Source organism: Nocardia otitidiscaviarum, assembly GCF_007362295.1.
Lineage (GTDB): Bacteria > Actinomycetota > Actinomycetes > Mycobacteriales > Mycobacteriaceae > Nocardia > Nocardia otitidiscaviarum.
The window spans coordinates 3261873-3278830 of the sequence record NZ_CP041695.1 but is presented as its reverse complement, the minus strand read 5'-3'; the positions used below and the strand labels follow the sequence as shown (position 1 = coordinate 3278830).

At 68.8% G+C, this 16958-nt stretch carries 16 protein-coding genes; 5 read left to right on the top strand and 11 right to left on the bottom strand.

The window, feature by feature from the left end; genetic code table 11:
* Positions 1–4: 4 nt before the first annotated feature.
* Positions 5–2389, top strand: coding sequence for a phosphoketolase family protein (locus tag FOH10_RS14485; protein ID WP_143981105.1), 2385 nt, complete (start codon positions 5–7; stop codon positions 2387–2389).
* Positions 2390–2630: 241 nt separating this feature from the next.
* Here FOH10_RS14485 and FOH10_RS14480 read toward each other — a convergent pair whose 3' ends face one another.
* The 6 genes from FOH10_RS14480 to FOH10_RS14455 form a co-directional block, all read right to left on the bottom strand.
* A complete protein-coding gene (locus FOH10_RS14480; RefSeq protein WP_143981104.1) occupies positions 2631–3104 on the bottom strand; it encodes a pyridoxamine 5'-phosphate oxidase family protein in 474 nt (157 codons plus the stop codon).
* A 144-nt stretch (positions 3105–3248) separates the two neighbouring features.
* Positions 3249–4244, bottom strand: coding sequence for an Acg family FMN-binding oxidoreductase (locus FOH10_RS14475; protein WP_143981103.1), 996 nt, complete (start codon positions 4242–4244; stop codon positions 3249–3251).
* Positions 4241–4948, bottom strand: coding sequence for an SRPBCC family protein (locus tag FOH10_RS14470; protein ID WP_244961985.1), 708 nt, complete (start codon positions 4946–4948; stop codon positions 4241–4243). The genes FOH10_RS14475 and FOH10_RS14470 overlap by 4 nt, the downstream gene beginning before the upstream one ends.
* 107 nt (positions 4949–5055) lie before the next feature.
* Complete coding sequence (locus FOH10_RS14465; protein WP_244962079.1) at positions 5056–5853, bottom strand: amidohydrolase family protein; 798 nt, start codon at positions 5851–5853, stop codon at positions 5056–5058.
* Positions 5854–5921: 68 nt separating this feature from the next.
* Positions 5922–6956: a nucleoside hydrolase gene (locus FOH10_RS14460; RefSeq protein ID WP_143984094.1), complete on the bottom strand. Its 1035-nt coding sequence runs from the start codon at positions 6954–6956 to the stop codon at positions 5922–5924.
* Positions 6957–6993: 37 nt separating this feature from the next.
* Positions 6994–8202, bottom strand: coding sequence for an FAD-dependent monooxygenase (locus FOH10_RS14455; protein ID WP_143981101.1), 1209 nt, complete (start codon positions 8200–8202; stop codon positions 6994–6996).
* A 103-nt stretch (positions 8203–8305) separates the two neighbouring features.
* Here FOH10_RS14455 and FOH10_RS14450 point away from each other — a divergent pair, with 103 nt between their 5' ends.
* Positions 8306–8878 carry a TetR/AcrR family transcriptional regulator gene (locus tag FOH10_RS14450; RefSeq protein WP_143981100.1) on the top strand — a complete coding sequence of 191 codons (573 nt, stop codon included), beginning with the start codon at positions 8306–8308 and terminating at the stop codon, positions 8876–8878.
* 4 nt (positions 8879–8882) lie between these two features.
* On the opposite strand, the gene FOH10_RS14445 is transcribed toward FOH10_RS14450, so the two are convergent.
* Both FOH10_RS14445 and FOH10_RS14440 read right to left on the bottom strand, forming a co-directional pair.
* Entirely contained in the window at positions 8883–10409 is a 1527-nt protein-coding gene (locus tag FOH10_RS14445; protein WP_303627832.1) for an MFS transporter, read from the bottom strand.
* Between the two features lie 313 nt (positions 10410–10722).
* The gene (locus FOH10_RS14440) at positions 10723–12096 is read right to left on the bottom strand and encodes a CoA transferase (protein WP_425326143.1); all 1374 of its coding nucleotides are present in this window, start codon (positions 12094–12096) and stop codon (positions 10723–10725) included.
* Between the two features lie 36 nt (positions 12097–12132).
* On the opposite strand from FOH10_RS14440, the gene FOH10_RS14435 reads away from it, so the two are divergent.
* Positions 12133–12891 carry a thioesterase II family protein gene (locus tag FOH10_RS14435; protein ID WP_244962078.1) on the top strand — a complete coding sequence of 253 codons (759 nt, stop codon included), beginning with the start codon at positions 12133–12135 and terminating at the stop codon, positions 12889–12891.
* Positions 12892–13161: 270 nt separating this feature from the next.
* Here FOH10_RS14435 and FOH10_RS14430 read toward each other — a convergent pair whose 3' ends face one another.
* Positions 13162–13350 carry a DUF397 domain-containing protein gene (locus FOH10_RS14430; RefSeq protein WP_143981098.1) on the bottom strand — a complete coding sequence of 63 codons (189 nt, stop codon included), beginning with the start codon at positions 13348–13350 and terminating at the stop codon, positions 13162–13164.
* The gene (locus tag FOH10_RS14425; protein WP_143981097.1) at positions 13347–14105 is read right to left on the bottom strand and encodes a DUF5753 domain-containing protein; all 759 of its coding nucleotides are present in this window, start codon (positions 14103–14105) and stop codon (positions 13347–13349) included. The genes FOH10_RS14430 and FOH10_RS14425 overlap by 4 nt, the downstream gene beginning before the upstream one ends.
* A gap of 613 nt (positions 14106–14718) precedes the next feature.
* Between FOH10_RS14425 and FOH10_RS14420 the strand changes: the two genes are divergently transcribed.
* The gene (locus FOH10_RS14420) at positions 14719–14961 is read left to right on the top strand and encodes a hypothetical protein (RefSeq protein WP_143981096.1); all 243 of its coding nucleotides are present in this window, start codon (positions 14719–14721) and stop codon (positions 14959–14961) included.
* On the opposite strand, the gene FOH10_RS14415 is transcribed toward FOH10_RS14420, so the two are convergent.
* Positions 14958–15626, bottom strand: a complete 669-nt coding sequence (locus FOH10_RS14415; protein ID WP_143981095.1) for a TetR/AcrR family transcriptional regulator — start codon at positions 15624–15626, stop codon at positions 14958–14960. The two genes, FOH10_RS14420 and FOH10_RS14415, sit on opposite strands and share 4 nt — an antisense overlap.
* A gap of 85 nt (positions 15627–15711) precedes the next feature.
* On the opposite strand from FOH10_RS14415, the gene FOH10_RS14410 reads away from it, so the two are divergent.
* Positions 15712–16668, top strand: coding sequence for a quinone oxidoreductase family protein (locus FOH10_RS14410; RefSeq protein ID WP_143981094.1), 957 nt, complete (start codon positions 15712–15714; stop codon positions 16666–16668).
* Positions 16669–16958: the final 290 nt, after the last annotated feature.

The window sequence follows — 16958 nt, the reverse complement described above, 5'->3', positions numbered from 1 at the left end:
GGGGATGACGACCCTGCTGGCCGGTGAGCCCGGTGCGCTCACCCCCGGCCTGCGCGATGTGGACGCCTGGTGGCGGGCCGCGAACTATCTGTCCGTGGGCCAGCTGTACCTGCTGGACAATCCGCTGCTGCGGGAGCCGTTGCGGCCCGAGCACCTCAAATCGCGGCTCATCGGCCACTGGGGGACCGTGCCCGGGATCACGCTCACCTACGCCCACCTGACCCGTGCCATCGCGCGGACCCGGCAGCGCATGCTGTTCGTGCTCGGCCCGGGACACGGCGCGGCGGCGCTGAACGCGGCGACCTGGCTGGAGGGCACCTACTCCGAACGCCGCCCCGAGGTGAGCCGGGATGCGGCCGGAATGCGGGAGCTGTTCCGGCAGTACTCCTTCCCCGGCGGTGTGCCCAGTCATGCGACGCCGCATTTGCCGGGTTCCATCCACGAGGGCGGCGAGCTCGGCTACTCGCTGGCCCATGCCACCGGTGCGGCCCTGGACAATCCGGATCTGGTGGTGGCGTGCGTGATCGGCGACGGCGAGGCCGAAACCGGGGCTCTCGCGACGAGCTGGCACGCTCCCGCCTTCCTGAATCCCGCCACCGACGGCGTGGTGTTGCCGATCCTGCACCTCAACGGGTACAAGATCGCGAACCCGACCCTGCTGGCGCGGATGACGCGCACCGAACTCGACGCGGTGCTCAGCGGCCACGGCTGGGAGCCGATGTACGTCGAGGGTGACGATCCGGTGCGGGTGCACCAGCGCTATGCGGCCGTCCTCGACGAAGCGATGGAGCGGATCGCGGAGATTCGCGACTTCGCCCGGCGCGGGCTGGGGCCGCGCAATCCGTGCCCGCCGCTGATCGTGCTGCGCACCCCCAAGGGCTGGACGGGTCCGGACACGGTGGACGGCGTCGCCATCGCGGGCACCTGCCGGGCGCATCAGATTCCGCTGACCGATGTGCGCGAGAACGACGAACACCGTGCGCGACTGGAGGACTGGCTGCGCTCCTATCGTCCGGAGGAGCTGTTCGACGGGCTGGGGCGGCCGGTGGAGCGGATCACCGCGCTGGCGCGTGCCGAACTGCGCATGGGCGCGCACCCGGCCGCACACGGGCACACCACCGTGGGGCTGCGGCTGCCACACGCCTCCGACTACACGGTCGGTTTCTCCGCTCCCGGCATCGTGCGTGCGCAGGCCACTCGCGTCCTGGGCGGCTATCTGCGCGACGCGCTGCTGGACAATCCGCGCAATCTGCTGTTCTTCTCGCCCGATGAGCACACCTCCAACGGTCTGGAGGCGATTCTCGAGGTGACCGCGCGCCGCTGGCGTGGTACGCGGTTGGACAGCGACGACGGTCTCACACCGGACGGCCGGGTCTTCGAGGTGCTGTCCGAACAGTTGTGCCAGGGCTGGCTGGAGGGCTATCTGCTCACCGGCAGACACGGTGTCTTCTCCACCTACGAGGCCTTCGCGCACATCGTCGACTCGATGGTGGTGCAGCACGCCAAGTGGCTGCACGCGGCATCGGAGATCCCGTGGCGCGCGCCGATTCCCAGCCTCAACTACCTGATCACCTCACATGTGTGGCGGCAGGACCACAATGGCGCGTCCCATCAGGACCCCGGTTTCATCGACCATGTGCTGAGCAAACGTCCCGAGGTGAGCCGGGTGTACCTGCCGCCGGACGCCAACTGCCTGCTGCACGTGTTCGAGCGCTGCCTGCGCGGGCGCGGCATGGTGAATGTGGTGGTGGCCGGAAAGCACTCCGCCCCACAGTATCTGAGCGATCACGCGGCCCGCGCACATTGTGAGCGCGGCCTGAGCGTGTGGAACTGGGCCGGCAGCGATCAGCACGGTACGACCGAGGTGGTGCTGGCCTGTGCGGGTGACGTGCCCACCCAGGAAACCCTGGCCGCGGCGGCACTGCTGCGAGAACTGGTGCCGGACCTCGCCGTTCGCGTGCTCAATGTGGTCGATCTGGCGCGGCTGTTCCCGCCGGACCGGCACGCGCACGGCATCTCCGACGACGACTACCGCCGCATGTTCACCGACGCCCCGGTGATCTTCGGCTTCCACGGCTACCCGTGGCTCATCCACCGCATCGCCTACCGCCGCCCGGGTCACGACCGCCTGCACGTGCGCGGATTCATCGACAACGGCACCACCACGACGCCGTTCGACATGTGCGTCCGCAACGGGATCGACCGTTTCCAGGTGGCACTGGCCGCCATCGAGCAGGTCCCCCGTCTGGCCGACCGCCGCGATCCACTGCGCGACGAACTGCTCGGCAGACTCGCCCGCATCCGAGCCCACATCCACCGGGTGGGCGATGATCCCCCGGAGATCACCGACTGGTGCTGGCCGCGCACCACCGCTCCGCGGCCCACGTGAGGATCGCCGCCACCGGTACGGCCACGGCCGCGCATGACCGACCCGGAGCAGCGGTATCAGATGCCAGGCGACCCAGACCGCGCCGAGGGGCGATCCGGTACCTGCGATGCCCACGCGTCGCAGCGGGGGATCGGTGGCGTAGCCGGTCCAGCCCAGCCCCTCGCAGCAGGAATGCGATCGGGTGTGGCCGGAAGGGTATGGGAGCCAGCCTGTCCCGCGGCGGGACAGGTGGTTCCGCAGGTCACTGCCGGGCCGGGTCGAGGAACTCGATGCCGGTGACGACCTCGGGACGGATGCGGAGGAGGTGTTCTCGTCCGCCGGTGAGGCGGGGACGCAGGGTCGCGCGGTAGCGGGCGAGGTCGGTGGGGTCCGTGACCGGTTCCGCCGTGCCGGTGATGATGACGCACCAGCCGCACTGGGTGTGCTGGTCGAGGGTGTCGGCCTCGTAGGCGACGACCTGCCGGTACGGCGGGACGGTTGTGGCGTCGGTGGTGGTGACGATCGCACCGTCGGCGATGATGTGGTCGACCGGGCGGATGGCGGGTAAGGCGTATCGGGAGTACACGATTCGGCCGAAGCTGACCTCGGCGAGCAGCCGCAGGCAGGCGGCCTCCGACAGGGGGCGCGCGGTGAGCGGTTCGGCATCCGCCGCGATGGGCGCGCCCTGTCGGCTGTCGGACGATCGGTGGTTGGACGCGGCCTCGGGGCTGCTCATTGTCGGGCGATCCGCCTTCCCGCACCGGATGCTTGGTCCGTTTCGCTGACGGCGGAGTTCCCCCTGGGAGCTGCGGCAAACCCGTCCGCCGGCACGATCGCGAGGCCGCTCCGATACACGACCGACCGGTCGGCCCATGTGGCCTCAGTCGCGCACCGTGGTGAAGAAGTCCGCCAGCGGCCGGCGCGGGGATGGCGCCACGTCCGGCTCGTCCTCGGGCGCGGTGCCGATGCGGATCACCAGCTGCGGCTGTCCCGGCCGCGGGCTCAGCCCGCTCAACAGGGAACGGCCGGACGGCAATTCGGTGAGATGGGTGAGCGGGCAGGTCCCCAGCCCGGCGGCGGTGCATTCCAACAACACCGCCGACAGCGCCTCCCCGGTGCGCAGCCAGTGCTCCAGCGTATCGCCGGGGGAGCTGAGCACCACCAGGCGGGCGCGGTCCTCGACCTCGGCGCGGCGCAGCCCCGGGGATCCGGCGGGAAAGGCCCGCCCGACGCGCACCCGCCCCGCCTCCGCCTGCGACAGCAGCGCCGCCGGCGGAATGCCGTCCGGACCGGAATGCCCTGCCCACCAGTTCAATTCCGATGCGTACCCGATATCGTGGCGGCGCAGCGCGGCCGCCTGCTCCGAGGCCGCCGCGAGCCGGTCCCGCATCGCCTCGCCGATTTCGTCGAGTTCGAGATAGTGAGGAGAGACCAGCATGCGCAGCCGCGGCAGCACCACATCCCAGCCGCGCGGGGCCGCCATCGGCAACCGGTCGGTCCGCCGCCGGTCGATGACCCGAGCACGGGCGCGCAGTCCGGCGGGCGGGTCCGCCCACGGCCGGAATCGGATCTCCGCCAGATGGTCCGGGCGCTCGAGTGCGGGCAGCCGCACGGTATCGGTGTGCCAGCCGTACGCGCCGAAGACGGTACGCACATGGTGCAGCATGGCCCCGCAGCTGATCACCAGCTGCCGTCCGCGCGGATCAGCCCAGTGCAGCAGCCGATCCGAATCGCTGTACAGGTGCAGCCGCGTGCCGTCGAACACCCAGCGCCACGGTTGCGTGTTGTGCACCGAGGGCGCGCGGGAAGCCAGTCGCATCGCCTCGAGGATCGTCCGGTGATCCGGCAGTACGGGAGGAAGCTCCATAGCGGTCATACATCGAGTGTTCGCTCCGCGCCCGCCACCGCATACCGCCTTTGCGCACCGTCGACAGAGCCGTTGGTCCCTTCCGCGGTGGCCAGCCGCTCGGCGCGCTCCTTGATTCCCAGGAGCATCTTCCGCTCCATGACCAGACTGCCCGGCTCCATGACCAGCCGATACGCGAACCGTCCGAGCGCGGTGGACCCCGGACGCGAGATGCGATTGCGACTGACCAGCCGGGTGCCCGCGCCGTCGGGGACGAGGGCGAAGGCCCACACCCACGATCGATCCTTCGAGGCGAAGACCAGGGCGCGCCCGATATCGACCACCTCCACACGCATCCGCGGCCCCGACAGCCCCAGGGCGATCACCTCGCCGACGGAGATCTCCTGGAACTCCGGGAGAATCCGGTCCGCGCTGTGCATATCCAGCCCGAGCAGGTTCTCGATCCAGTCGTAGGTGTACGCCCCACCCCGGCCGGGACCCATCTGCACCAGCCAGGGCCAGACCGCCGCCGGTGGCGCGGCGATCCGGATCGCCCGCGTGGCCACCACATCCGCCCGCGGCGCCAACTCGTCGCCCGGCAGGGCGCGTTCCACCTCCGCGGCGGTGGCTCCCCAGTGCAGCACCGCGTCGCGCACCACGGGTATCCGCGACCCGGCCGCCAGCGCGGCCGCGGCCGTCGCCGCGGCGATACCCGCCGCCGTCGTTGCCTTCATGATCCTGCTCCTCCCATCGATTCCCCCCCGATCGTCCGGCTCCGGGCACCCCCGAACCAGAGTCGAACGACCCCCGTGGCAGGACGTTGGTATCGGGGGCGGTGGTATCAGGGCAGGCCGAACAGGCGCGCGGCGTTGTCGTAGCAGACGGCGCGCAGCCAGTCGTCGCCGAGGTTCAGACGGTCGAGGGCGTGCAGCGCGTGGGCGTAGGGGTAGGGGATGTTGGGAAAATCGCTGCCGAACAGAATGCGGTGCGAGAAGTCGCGCAGGCGGGGGAGGGCATTGCCGGGAAAGGGGCTGTCGGCCTCGAAGAAGTCGGTGAAATTCATGGTGGTGTCCAGCAGGACGTTGTCGTACCGCTGTGCCAGGTCCAGGAATTCGACGTATTCGGGGGAGCCCAGGTGCGCGATGATCAGAGTCAGGCGGGGAAACCGGCGCAGCAGTTCGGCCATGGGCTCGGGGCCGGTGAAAGCGCCCGGGGCGGGACTGGATCCGCAGTGCACGAGCACCGGGACGGCGGCATCCTGGAGCAGCCCCCAGACCGGGGTGAGCAGCGGATCGCAGGGATGGAAGTCGCCGACCTGGAGGTGGATCTTGAAGATGCGGGCTCCGGCGGCGACGGCGGCCTCGACATAGCTGTCCACACCGTGTTCGGGGTAGAAGGTGGCGGTGTGCAGGCAGTCGGGGGTGCGGGCGGCGAAGTCGGCGGTCCATTCGTTGAGCCAGGCCGCCATATCGGGACGGTGCGCGTAGACCAGCGAGGTGAAGGCGCGAACACCGAATCCACGCAGGGTCTTCAGCCGCACCTGCTCCTCGTCCCGGTAGACGATCGGCCATTCGCGGCGGGTGAGCGGACCCGCCGAGTCGAAGTAGGCCCACACCTTGCGCATGACCTGATCGGGCATGAAATGCGTGTGGATGTCGACGAGATGCGAAAGACCCAGGCGGGCGCGGAGTTCGGTGGGGTAGTCGGTCACCGGTTCTCCTGTCCGGTCGGCGGATAGAGCGTGCGGGCGTGATCGCCGACGCGGGTGACCAGCCGGTCGAAGAACAGTTCGGGATCGGTGCCGATCACGATGTCGGCATTGGGTTCCCGGCCCCACATGCCCGCCCAGTCGGCGACCGTCGTGGCACGGGTGAGAGTGCCGGCCAGTTCGACATCCACGGTGGCGGGCCGGGTCACGGCCAGCTGTGGGTCCAACGCCACCGCCGCCGCGAACGGATCGTGCATATGCGCCAGGTACCCCTGGTCGTGCATGCGGTGGAAGTCGAAGTAGAACCGCACCGCGTCGGTGAAGTACCGGATGATCGGGTTGCTCGCCGCCGACCGGGCGTGCGGGGGGTCGCTCTCGGTCACCGTCTCCACCGGTGTGCTGCCCGCCCGCTCCGCCAGCAGCACCAGGTGTTTGGGCCGCATCTCGATGGTCTCGGTGATGTCGAGCGCGCACACCAGCGGCCGCCGATCCGCCGGTGCCGCGGCGAAGGCATCGAACACCTCCTTGGCGGCCTCCGGGTCGACGTGCACATTCCATTCGTTGGTGGGCGTGGTGTTGCCGGGATGGTTGAACGCGCCGCCCATGATCACCAACCGGCGCAGCAGGCGGGGCAGCTCCGGCTCCAGCCGCAGGGCGAGCGCGAGATTGGTGAGCGGCCCCGTGCACAGCCCGACGATCTCCCCGGGATGCTCGCGTACCAACTCCACCCACATGCGCGCCGCCGAGCGCGGTGACAACTCCCGCGCGGACACCGGCAGTTCGGCGTAGCCGACGCCGTGCGGGCCGTGGGTGTCCTCGGTGGTGCGCAGGGGAATCACCAGCGGTTCCGCCGCACCCAGCGCCACCTCGATCTCCGGCGCCCGGCACAGCTCGAGCCAGGCCAGGTTGTTGGCCGCCACCTGCTCGACACCCACATTGCCCGCGGTGGCGGCGATCCCGACGATCTCCGCCTCGGGCGAGGCGAGCAGATAGAGCAGGGCCAGCGAGTCGTCGATACCGGTGTCGACGTCCATGATGATCTTCTGCCGCACCAGTCGAGACTAACGCCGCTCAATACGAGGGCAGCGGGTAGTCCTCGGTGTCGCTCAGTATGCGCGTCATGACGGGTCGCATGATCCGGGTGGTCATGAGCTTGCCCATGGTCTGCGCCGCCTTCAGCCCGATCTCACTGCGGGGCAGCATCATGGCGAGGCCGCCGCCCGGCAGCTGCTTGGCTTTGTCGAGGAACGGCGTCACGGCCGCGTCGTAGCGCGCCAGCGCGGCCATCGGGTCGGCGGGCGTGCGCGCGATCTCCCCGGCCAGGATGTAGGCCCCGACCAGCGCCATGGCGGTCCCCATCCCGGTCAGGGGCGATCCGCAGAAGCCGGCGTCACCCAGCAGCGCGATCCGTCCCGCCGACAGGCTCGGCATGTCCACCCGGGCGAGTTCGTCGAAGTAGAAGTCCGAGGCGTCGGCCATACCCGCCACGACGGTCGGTGCGAGCCAGCCCGCCCCGGACAGCATGTCGCGAATCAGCCGCCGCTGGGCGGCGGCGTCCCGGCGCAGCGCGGGATCGGCATCGGTGCGCAGCGTGACGATGGCCTTGCAGGTCGAGGGATCGGCATCGGGGCGCAGCCCCACCGACGCCTTCGGCACCGCGTGCATGGTCATCCACCCCGGCTCGATACCCGAAGGTGTCGGCAGGGTGAAGAACGACATGTAGCCGCCCAGGTAGGTGCTGTACCGGTGCTCGGGACCGAACGCGAGCCGCCGGGTGGCCGAATGCACACCGTCGGCGCCGATCACCAGGTCGAAGCGCGCGGTGGTCCCGGAGGCGAAGGTGACAGTGACGCCGCTGTCGTCCTGTTCGAGCCGCTCGACCAGGTCGCCGTAGCGGTAGTCGAGTTCCCCTCCGGTGGAGTCGATCTCGGCCAGCAGCACGTGGTTCAGGTCGCCGCGTGTGATCTCGATATCGGCCACCGGTCCGTTCCCGTCGAACATGGCGGCGGGCATTCGATACACCTCGTCGCCGCGGCGGTCGACCAGCAGCATGCCCTCCTCGTGCAGGCGATGCTCGTGGACACCCGCCATCAGGCCCATGCGCTCGGCCACCTCGCGGCTGGGACCGCGCAGGTCCACGGCCTGCCCGCCCGGTCGGGGAGCGCTGGCCCGTTCGACCACGGTGGTGGGGATTCCGGCGCGAAGCAGTTGCAGCGCAACGGCGTTCCCGGCGATACCGCCGCCGCAGACGAGGACGCGCGGGGTCGGGGTGCTGTTCATGGATGGCTCCCAAACTGAAGAACGAATGTCTAAGACAAATGTCTAACAGTCGGATGGCACATCTGTCTAGAACAAATGTCTAAGTCGCTGCTAGGGTGGTGTGATGGGAAACCGCGAAGACCTCTTGAACGGGGCCAAGCAGGCCATCCTGGAACGCGGACTCGCCAAGGTCACCGCCCGCGATATCGCCGCCGCCGCCGGGGTGAGCCTCGCGGCGATCGGCTACCACTTCGGTTCCAAGGATCAGTTGGTCACCGAGGCGCTGCTGACCGCGATGGGCGGCGGGGTCGGTGACGAATTCGAACAGGCGATTCGGGAGGCGGGGGAGGGGCGCCCGTTGGGCGCGGCGCTCGCGCCCACCTGGACGGCCCTGCTGGAGGTGGTGCGGCGCAATCGTGAGATCTTGCTGCTGAGTCTCGAGAACGGCGTGCGCGTCGCTCGCGATCCCGACCAGCAGCGGGTCATGTCCGAGGCCGTCGCGAACGCCTGTGACGAACTCGCCGCCACGCTGCGCGACCAGCATCCCGACCTCGACGCGGCCGCGGCGCGCGCGGTCGCCCGATTCTATTTCGTGCAGTTCCAGGGCCTGGCGCTGCTGTCGCTGATCGCTCCGATGGCCGCCGTCTGCGAGGGTGACGAATTCGCCCGCGCCGTGGCCGTTCTGGGACGGAGCTAGCGCTTCAACCGGGCGGGATGTGCCGTAGTCGGGAGAGCGCCAGCGCCGACAGCACCAGGGCCGCGCCCGCCGCGATGGCGGCGGTGACGTGCATACCGGTCAGGAACGCCTGCTTGGCGGCGTCGGCGACCGTGGCCCCCAGACTGCCGGGCAGGGCATTGGCCAGGTCGATGGCGGCGCCGAGGGTGTCACGCGCGGTGGCGATATCGGGCTCACGCAATCCATAGGGCAGGGTGTCGGCCAGCTGGGTTCGATAGAGGGCGATACTGACACTGCCGAGTATCGAGATGCCGAGCGCCCCACCGAATTCCGCGCCCGTCTCGGCGAGTCCGGAGGCCGCGCCGGCCTGCTCCTGCGGTGCCGTGCCGACGATCAGTTCGGTGGTGATGCCGAATACGGGTGCCAGCCCGAACGATACGAGCAGCGAGGCGATGATGGTGAGCACCACACCGCCGGTGACGCTGATCTGGGTGAGCAGGAGCAGACCCACCGCCGCCATCGCCATGCCGCCGCCGATCATGTACGCCGGCCGCACCACCCGCCCGATCCGCGGACCCAACTGTGATCCGATCATGAATCCGAGTCCCGCCGGAATGGTGGCCAATCCGGCCCGTAGCGGTGACATCTCCAGCACCAGCTGCAAATACTGCGCCACGAACAGGAAGTACCCGAAGGCCACGAAGATGGCGAGCAGGTTGATGGTGAGGGCGGTGCGGAAGCTCCCCAACCGGAACAGGCGCAGGTTCAACATGGGCTCGGGGGAGGAGAGTTGGCGGCGCACGAAAATAAGGCCGACGCCGAGTCCGGCCAGGAGCGGCATGACGGCCTGCGGGCCCGGACCATCCTGGGCGGCCTGTTTCATGCCGAAGACGACCAGCAGCACCGCGCCCGTACACAGTACGGCGCTGATCGGATCCAGTTTGCCAGCATCGGGATCGCGGAATTCCGGCAGGATGCGCGGCGCGAGCACGATCAGCAGCACCATGACGGGCACCGCCAGCAGGAACACCGCACCCCACCAGAAGTGCTCGAGTACGAGCCCACCCGCGAGCGGGCCGATCGCGCCGCCCACCGAATAGGACCCCACCCAGACCCCGATGGCCACCGACCGCTGCGCGGGATCGCGAAACATGGTGAATATCAACGACAGTGTGGACGGTGCGAGGGTGGCTCCGGCGACGCCGAGCAGGGCCCGGCAGGCGATGAGTACCGGCGCGGTGGGGGCGAAAGCGGCGATGATCGACACCGCGGCGAAGGCCGCGGCGCCGACCATGAGTAGTCGCCGCCGCCCCACTCTGTCGCCGATGGTGCCCATGGTGAGCAGCAGCCCGGCCACGAAGAAGCCGTAGACGTCGATGATCCAGAGCAATTGCGTACTGGTGGGCCGCAATTCGGCGCTGATCTGGGGAACCGCCAGGTGCAGGACGGTGAGGTCCATGGAGTACACCAGACAGGCGAGCGCGAGCACCGCCAGTCCGGCCCACTCACGCCTACCTCCCTTGCCGGTGCTGGTTTCCGCAGCGGTGAGCAAGGGCCCAGGCGTGTCCACGATGACGTTCCTCCATACGCGTGCCGGCGCAGCTGTCGGTACTCACGATGTCGGTTTCAGCATCTCACTTATTAACGCCACAAATGCCTGGTGGGGAAAGGGAATTCAGATTTTCTGCGATGTACGAACAGGTGCACTTGCACGATCTTGATCGGGCAACGTTCCGGCAGGCGTGAAAAGCCGGGCGGCAGAACAAGACCGGGCGACCGGTCTGCTGCCGTGCCGGTGCGCGACGGATCGCCCGCGGCCGCCGTCGGGGCACGCGATCGGGTGATAGCGCAGCGTACGCCGGGAATCAGACCCCGTCCTCGGGGCGTGGCTGCCAGGCGGGAGCGTCACCGCCGTACGGGCGGGCGGGCCAGGAGTAGTCCGGGTAGTCCGCGAGCGCCGGGACCGCCGTCGTCAGCGTGTCGTGGACGGCCGTGTACGCCGCGCTCGGTGGTGTCGCCGGGCCGTGCTCCGGGGTGCGGCCGGGTGCGGCGAGCAGCCAGGACGCCGTGCGCGCCAGCGCGACCCGCACATCGCGTCCGATTCCGTCGCGATCGCGGGCAGTGAGCGCGTCCACGACCCCGGCGGCGAGCAGATACCCGGAGGCGTGATCCAACGCCTGCGCGGGCAGCGCGCCGACCGGCACGCCGCCGGGGTTCGCCTGCGCGCCTTCGATGAGCGAGATCCCCGAGGCGGCCTGCACGATGCTGTCGAAACCGCGCCGCGCACCCCACGGGCCCGACTCACCCCATGCACTGACCCGCGCGTGCACGATGCCCGGCCGGGTCCCCGCCGCATCCACCCCGGCGGCCTCCAGCGCGCCGGGCCGGTAGCCGGTGACGAGAACATCGGCGGTGGACAGCAATTCGTCGAAGACGGCGCGGTCGGTACGCAGATCCAGCAGGGTGGAGCGCTTGCCCTGGCAGAGGTCGAGATACTGCCATCCGATCTCCGGCAGCAGCGGAGGGTCCACCCGCAGCACGTCCGCGCCCAGCAGTGCCAGCGACCGGGTGCTCACCGGTCCGGCGATCACCCGGGTCAGATCCAGGACCCGCACCCCGCGCAGCGGCAGCATCTGCGTGGCCGCGCCGACGGTGTCGAACTCACCGCTGTCGGCACGCACGTCGACGGCCACCAGCGGACCGTCCGCCGCGGCCTTGCCCTGCGGGCTGTCCGCCCACTCGTGTTCGGTGCGCACCCGCACCGCGATGGCCCCGAATTCATCGGCCCGCGACTCGATCTCGGCGGCGGGCAGTGCGGCGATGCGCGCGGCGACGGTGGGGCGGTCGGCGTCGGCGGGCAGATCCAGCATGGTCAGCAGGCGCGCGCGGTGATGCGGATAGTTGGCGTGCGTGCGCACCCAGCCGTCCGCGGCCTCGAAGAAACCGGACAGTTCCGCGAACTGGTCGACGCCCGCGCCGTCGATCCGGAGCAGTTTCTCGCTCGAGAACGACGCCGCCACCCGGGCCGGTTCGAGCCGCTGCGGCAGGGCGGCGAACCCGGTGGCTTCACGCCGCCGGTCGGTCGCCGCCGCGAAGGCCGCCACCGCACCGCCCGCCAGCGACCAGACGGGCAGGGTGGCAGCCAGATTGGACTCCGGATCGGGTGGGGCGGGCATACTCGACGCGGTGACGCCTATCCCGGCCTCGTAGTCGCGGACCAGCGCTGCACACGTATCCACCCGTTCGACAGTACTGCGCGAAGGAGAACCTCGTTGGTGGCGAATCTCACCGGTACCGCTTGGCTACGACAGCTACGGCCCGACGCCGAGGCGACTACAGTGCTCGTCTGCTTTCCGCCGGGTGGGGGAGCGGCCACGGCCTATCGCGCCCTGGCACAGGAATTCGGCACCGGCACAGCCGTCTACGCGGTGCAGTATCCGGGCAGGCAGGACCGCGTGAGCGACCCCCTCGTCACCTCCCTGACCGCTCTCGCCCAACAGTCCGCCGCCGACCTGTTGCGCTGGCCCGCCACCGCCCGCCTGGCCCTGTTCGGCCACAGCATGGGCGCGACCGTCGCCTACGAGACCGCCCGCGCCCTGGAAGCGGCCGGCCGCGACCTGGCCCACCTGTTCGTCTCCGGCCGCCCGGCCCCCGCCCACGAGGAATCGGCCCGCCTCCACCTGGCCCCCGACTCCGCCCTCATCGCCGACCTGGAACGCCTCGCCAACGACCCCACCTCGGTCGCCATCCTCCGCACCGAACCCTCCCTGGCCGACCTGGTCCTCCCCGCCGTCCGTGCCGACTACCAGGCCGTCGAAACCTACCGCCACCAACCCACCACCCCCTTGCGCACCCCGATCAGCGCCCTGGTCAGCACCGACGACCCCACCACCACAGTCACCCAAGCACAGCAGTGGGCCACCTACACCACCGCCGACTTCGCCGCGGCAACCTTCCCCGGCCGCCACTTCTACCTCGACCTCCCCGAGAACCTCCGCCCCCTTGCCGAATTCGTGACCAGCCGCCTGAGGTGATGCATCCCCGCTCATTCGGGAAACGGCTCCGACAGGGCGTGTTGCCGCGTCTCGGCACGGGATACGGCTTACAGTTCCGTTCGGCCGGACACCGCACCGAGCGTGACCAGCTATTCCCGCCGGGCAGGCGGGGGAGTACTACACGACGGTGATGAAGCATTGGGCCAGCCGACTCTGGAACGTCACCGAGATCGAGCTCACCGTCCAGGCGATAGCGGCAACCGCCGACGGTGATCGAACAGCGCTGAGCTGATTCCCTCGCGCCCCCCGTCAGCGCTCCCAAATCCCGCTGTCGAGGAACCTGTCCCACGCCATCCCATCGAAGGCGAGCACGGGTCCGCTGGGATTCTTCGAGTCACGCACCGCAACCCCGCCGTCCTCGAACTTGATCTCGACGCATTGCTTCGAGGTTTCGCTTCGGGTGGATTTGAACCACTTGCTGACCGGCGGATTGCTCACTCCGCGAACTCCTTTGCCACGCGCGACACCATGTCTCGGGTGCCGTTCTGGTCCAACGCTACAGCGTCGAGGTCCGCGATCGCGGTTCGATACAAGTCGATGACGTCGGCCCGTGTGTGGTAGAGCGCCCCGAGCGCGCCTTCCAGATACACCACCGGCGGCTCGACCGGCCCCTCCGGCGCATTGGGAAATGCGAGCAGGGTGAAAGACTGAATGGTCAACCCCTTGTGCGATCCCGTGCCGAACGGGATACCGCGGATGCTGATGTTGTCACGCTGCCCCGCCATCAGTAGCCATTCGAGTTGCTCACGCATGACAGGCTTGCCGCCTGGCTGATTCCACAGAACCGCTTCCGATAGGAAGACTTCCAGCGTGAATCCGGGTTCGTTCAACTTGGCCTGTCGCCGGGTTGCCAACTCGACGCGGCGTTCGGTATCGACGCCCGGAAGATCGGGTTCCTCGATGCGGGCCAAAGCTCGGCGGTAGTTGGATGTCTGGAGTAGGCCGGGAACAAGCGCGAGTTGGTGCGTTGTCACGTGGTCGGCGTCGGCCTCGAGCTGAAGATAATGCGGAAAGTGTGGTGCGACCTGGTCGGCGTACGGTTGCCAGAACCCCTTCGAATTCCCCTGCAACCTAGCCAACTTCTCGTGTTCCCGAATATCGGCCCACAGCCGCAGCGCCCGCGTTCTGTCCCCGGAACGGGGCGCGTACAGGTCGAGCAGGTTTTCGATCTGAGGAGTCGTCAGCTTGGTCACCTCGCCCTTCTCCAGGCGCATGATGACCTGCCGCGAGACTTCGAGACGCAAGCTCGCCGATAGATGTGACATCCCCGCCCTCTTGCGAAGGTCGTTGATGAAGCTCCCGAATACCCTTCGAGAAGAGGCCAAACCAGGCATTTCGCTACCCTCGGCTGCCTATGTGATGTTGACGAAAACCGCTGTCCGCCAAGAACATGTCCACGCCGAACATGTCCGCCACGGACATCCCATTCTATTTCACGGACTGTTCACGATGGACGTATTACGAGCATCGATCCGGGTGTCTACTTGGATGCACGCCGTCGTCCGGCGGCAGGAAACGAGCGCAGTGCACAGGTAGGGGAGTGGGTCGAATGTCGTGGAACGTATGGACTGTGGGGCTGATGCTGATGGGCGTCGCCGTATTCGTTTGGGCGATGTGGGGCATTCGCGACGATCTTCGGGAGGGCCGGGAGCGGCCCCCTTTCGTGCTCCCGTACATCAGAGGCGAAGGGGCGGTGGAGGTTCCCCGCTTGACGACTCACGGACTGCATCGCGCAGGGCGTGCTCGGCATCGTCTCCCGGCGCGGATCGCGTTCGGCGACGGACGATTCGGGCTCAGGTGAGGGCCGTGAACGACCCCGACCGTGCACCCTGCCCCGCATGGGGCGAGTACCACCTCGCCCGCCACGCTCTCCAAGCGCATCAGAGCTGCCGTTTCGCCGACTGTGACCACAAGGCCCGCGCGTTCCGCGCCCTGATAGCGGCTTTCGGAGTCGAAGTCGCCGAGTTCACGACCCTGCTCGACGACGCCCTGTCCACCGAGCCCGACCCGGTCGGCCGCTTCGCCGCAACCGAGCTGTCCGCCGATTAGCGAATGTTCCGCTCGTCGCCGATCGCCGGGCGGTGTAGGAGCGGGAGCCACACCGCGTCCACGATCTCGGTGATCGCAGTGTCGGGCACCGGCTGGAGCGTCATCAGCAGGTCATGGCGGAGCAGGTCGAACGGCAGGTTCACGATGCGTGGCGGCCAGTGCCTATCGGGGAGATCGCCACGCTCGACGGCGCGCGCGAGGATGCGCTCGAACGGCGGCTGCTGGTCGGGACGCAGGGCGGCGCGCAGTTCGCCGAAGTTGGTTCCGGTGGCCAGGAAGTAGTCCGCCAGGAACGCGTTCATCAACACGATCGTGCGCGCGCGGTCGGAGTTGACGGCTCGCAGGAAACCGATCGCATCCTCGCGCAGGCTTCCGGTATCGGGTATCTCGATAAGCGGCCAGTGCGCGGCGAGGGTGGCCAGCAGTAGCTCCTCGCGTTGCGGCCAGCGTCGGTAGAGCACCGGTTTGCTGGTGCCCGCCCGGGCCGCGACCGCGTCATAGGTGAATCCGGCGTAACCGCTGTCGGTCAGCACCGACCAGGCGGCCGCGAGAATGGCTTCTTCCAGGCGGGCCCCGCGCCGACGCGTGGCGCCCTCCCGGCCACTCGGCGCGGGATTCTTGGCACGGCTGTCGTCCGCTGTGACACTACTCGCCTTTAGATCCACTTGAGTATCTTATCTTGCCGTTCTATCGTAGGGAGCATAAGACACTAATCCGTATCTAAAGCTGGCTTCGAGAAGGGAAGCACTCATGTCGACGATCAATGCCGCACTCGTGGAATCGTTCGATGAACCACCGCGCTATCGGTCGATTCCCGAGCCGCAGCCCGAGCCCGGTCGCGAGGTCGTGGACGTCCTCGCGGTCGGCCTGCACCCAGCTACGAAAGGCATTGCCGCGGGCAAGCACTACACCAGTCCGACCACATTGCCGGCCCTCGCCGGCGCCGACGCCGTGGTACGCCGGGCGGACGGGAGCCTGGCCTATGTGATGCCGATGGGCGCGGGCAGCCTCGCGCAGCGCCTTCTCATCGACCCGGCCACCGCGATCCCCGTGCCCGCCGACGCGGACCCCGCAGTCGTCGCCGCGACAATGAATCCGGCCATGTCGTCGTGGGGCGCGCTGCGCACGCGGGTGCCCTTCGAGCCCGGCAAGTCGGTCCTGGTGCTCGGGGCCACGGGCAATGCCGGATCGATGGCGGTGCAGGTCGCCCGCCATCTCGGCGCGGACAGGGTGGTGGCGGCCGGACGCAATCGTGCCCGCCTGGAGGAATTGAAGGCCCACGCCGACGAAGTCGTCGCGCTCACCGAGGATGAGGATCGAACCGCGGCTGCGCTGGCCGCGGCGGCGGCCGAGGTTGATGTGGTCCTGGACTATCTGTGGGGTCCGCCGACCCAACTCGCCATGCGGGCGGTACTCGATGCCCGCACCCAGCACACCCGGCTGTTGGACTGGGTGCAGATCGGCGGCATGGGCGGTCCGGAGATCACCCTGTCGGGCCATGCGCTGCGCTCCAACGCATTCCGCATCCTCGGCAGCGGCTTCGGCGCGGTCTCTCACGAAGCATTGCATCAGGTGCTGTGCGAGGTCGCCGAAGCGATCGCCGCCGGTGGTCTGCTCGTGCGCCCGCGCCCGGTCCCGCTGGCAGAGGTCGAAAAGGCATGGGTCCACCACGACGCACCCGGGGAGCGGACCGTCATCATGCTGTAGTGCCATACCAACATGCGGATATGCGTCTCCATGAATGGAAAATGGCGCGTCATATCCGACGGTGAGGGGGAGCGGTGCCCGCTAGCTCCATCCCTACTGCGTCATGCCGCAACAACGAGTCCGCCGTCTCGCGGCGCGGCGCAGTAGGGGAGGGGAGCCCCGCGAACCCTGGATCGACCTGGTCGGATCGGCAAGGAGTATTGCGAAACTCGGCCGACCGGTCAGGTGGCTCACGGACAAGGTGTGCAGCAAGCGATACCTATACGGCAATATGCGCATCTAATTATGAA

What these genes read in the sequence shown, in the direction of transcription:
- FOH10_RS14465 (WP_244962079.1), bottom strand. Translation starts at nt 5,853, where the DNA reads ATGCCCGATCAGGTCATGCGCAAGGTGTGGGCCTACTTCGACTCGGCG.
- FOH10_RS14450 (WP_143981100.1), top strand. Translation starts at nt 8,306, where the DNA reads ATGGGAAACCGCGAAGACCTCTTGAACGGGGCCAAGCAGGCCATCCTG.
- FOH10_RS14475 (WP_143981103.1), bottom strand. Translation starts at nt 4,244, where the DNA reads ATGACCGCTATGGAGCTTCCTCCCGTACTGCCGGATCACCGGACGATC.
- FOH10_RS14455 (WP_143981101.1), bottom strand. Translation starts at nt 8,202, where the DNA reads ATGAACAGCACCCCGACCCCGCGCGTCCTCGTCTGCGGCGGCGGTATC.
- FOH10_RS14480 (WP_143981104.1), bottom strand. Translation starts at nt 3,104, where the DNA reads ATGAGCAGCCCCGAGGCCGCGTCCAACCACCGATCGTCCGACAGCCGA.
- FOH10_RS14485 (WP_143981105.1), top strand. Translation starts at nt 5, where the DNA reads ATGACGACCCTGCTGGCCGGTGAGCCCGGTGCGCTCACCCCCGGCCTG.
- FOH10_RS14460 (WP_143984094.1), bottom strand. Translation starts at nt 6,956, where the DNA reads ATGGACGTCGACACCGGTATCGACGACTCGCTGGCCCTGCTCTATCTG.
- FOH10_RS14470 (WP_244961985.1), bottom strand. Translation starts at nt 4,948, where the DNA reads ATGAAGGCAACGACGGCGGCGGGTATCGCCGCGGCGACGGCCGCGGCC.
- FOH10_RS14410 (WP_143981094.1), top strand. Translation starts at nt 15,712, where the DNA reads ATGTCGACGATCAATGCCGCACTCGTGGAATCGTTCGATGAACCACCG.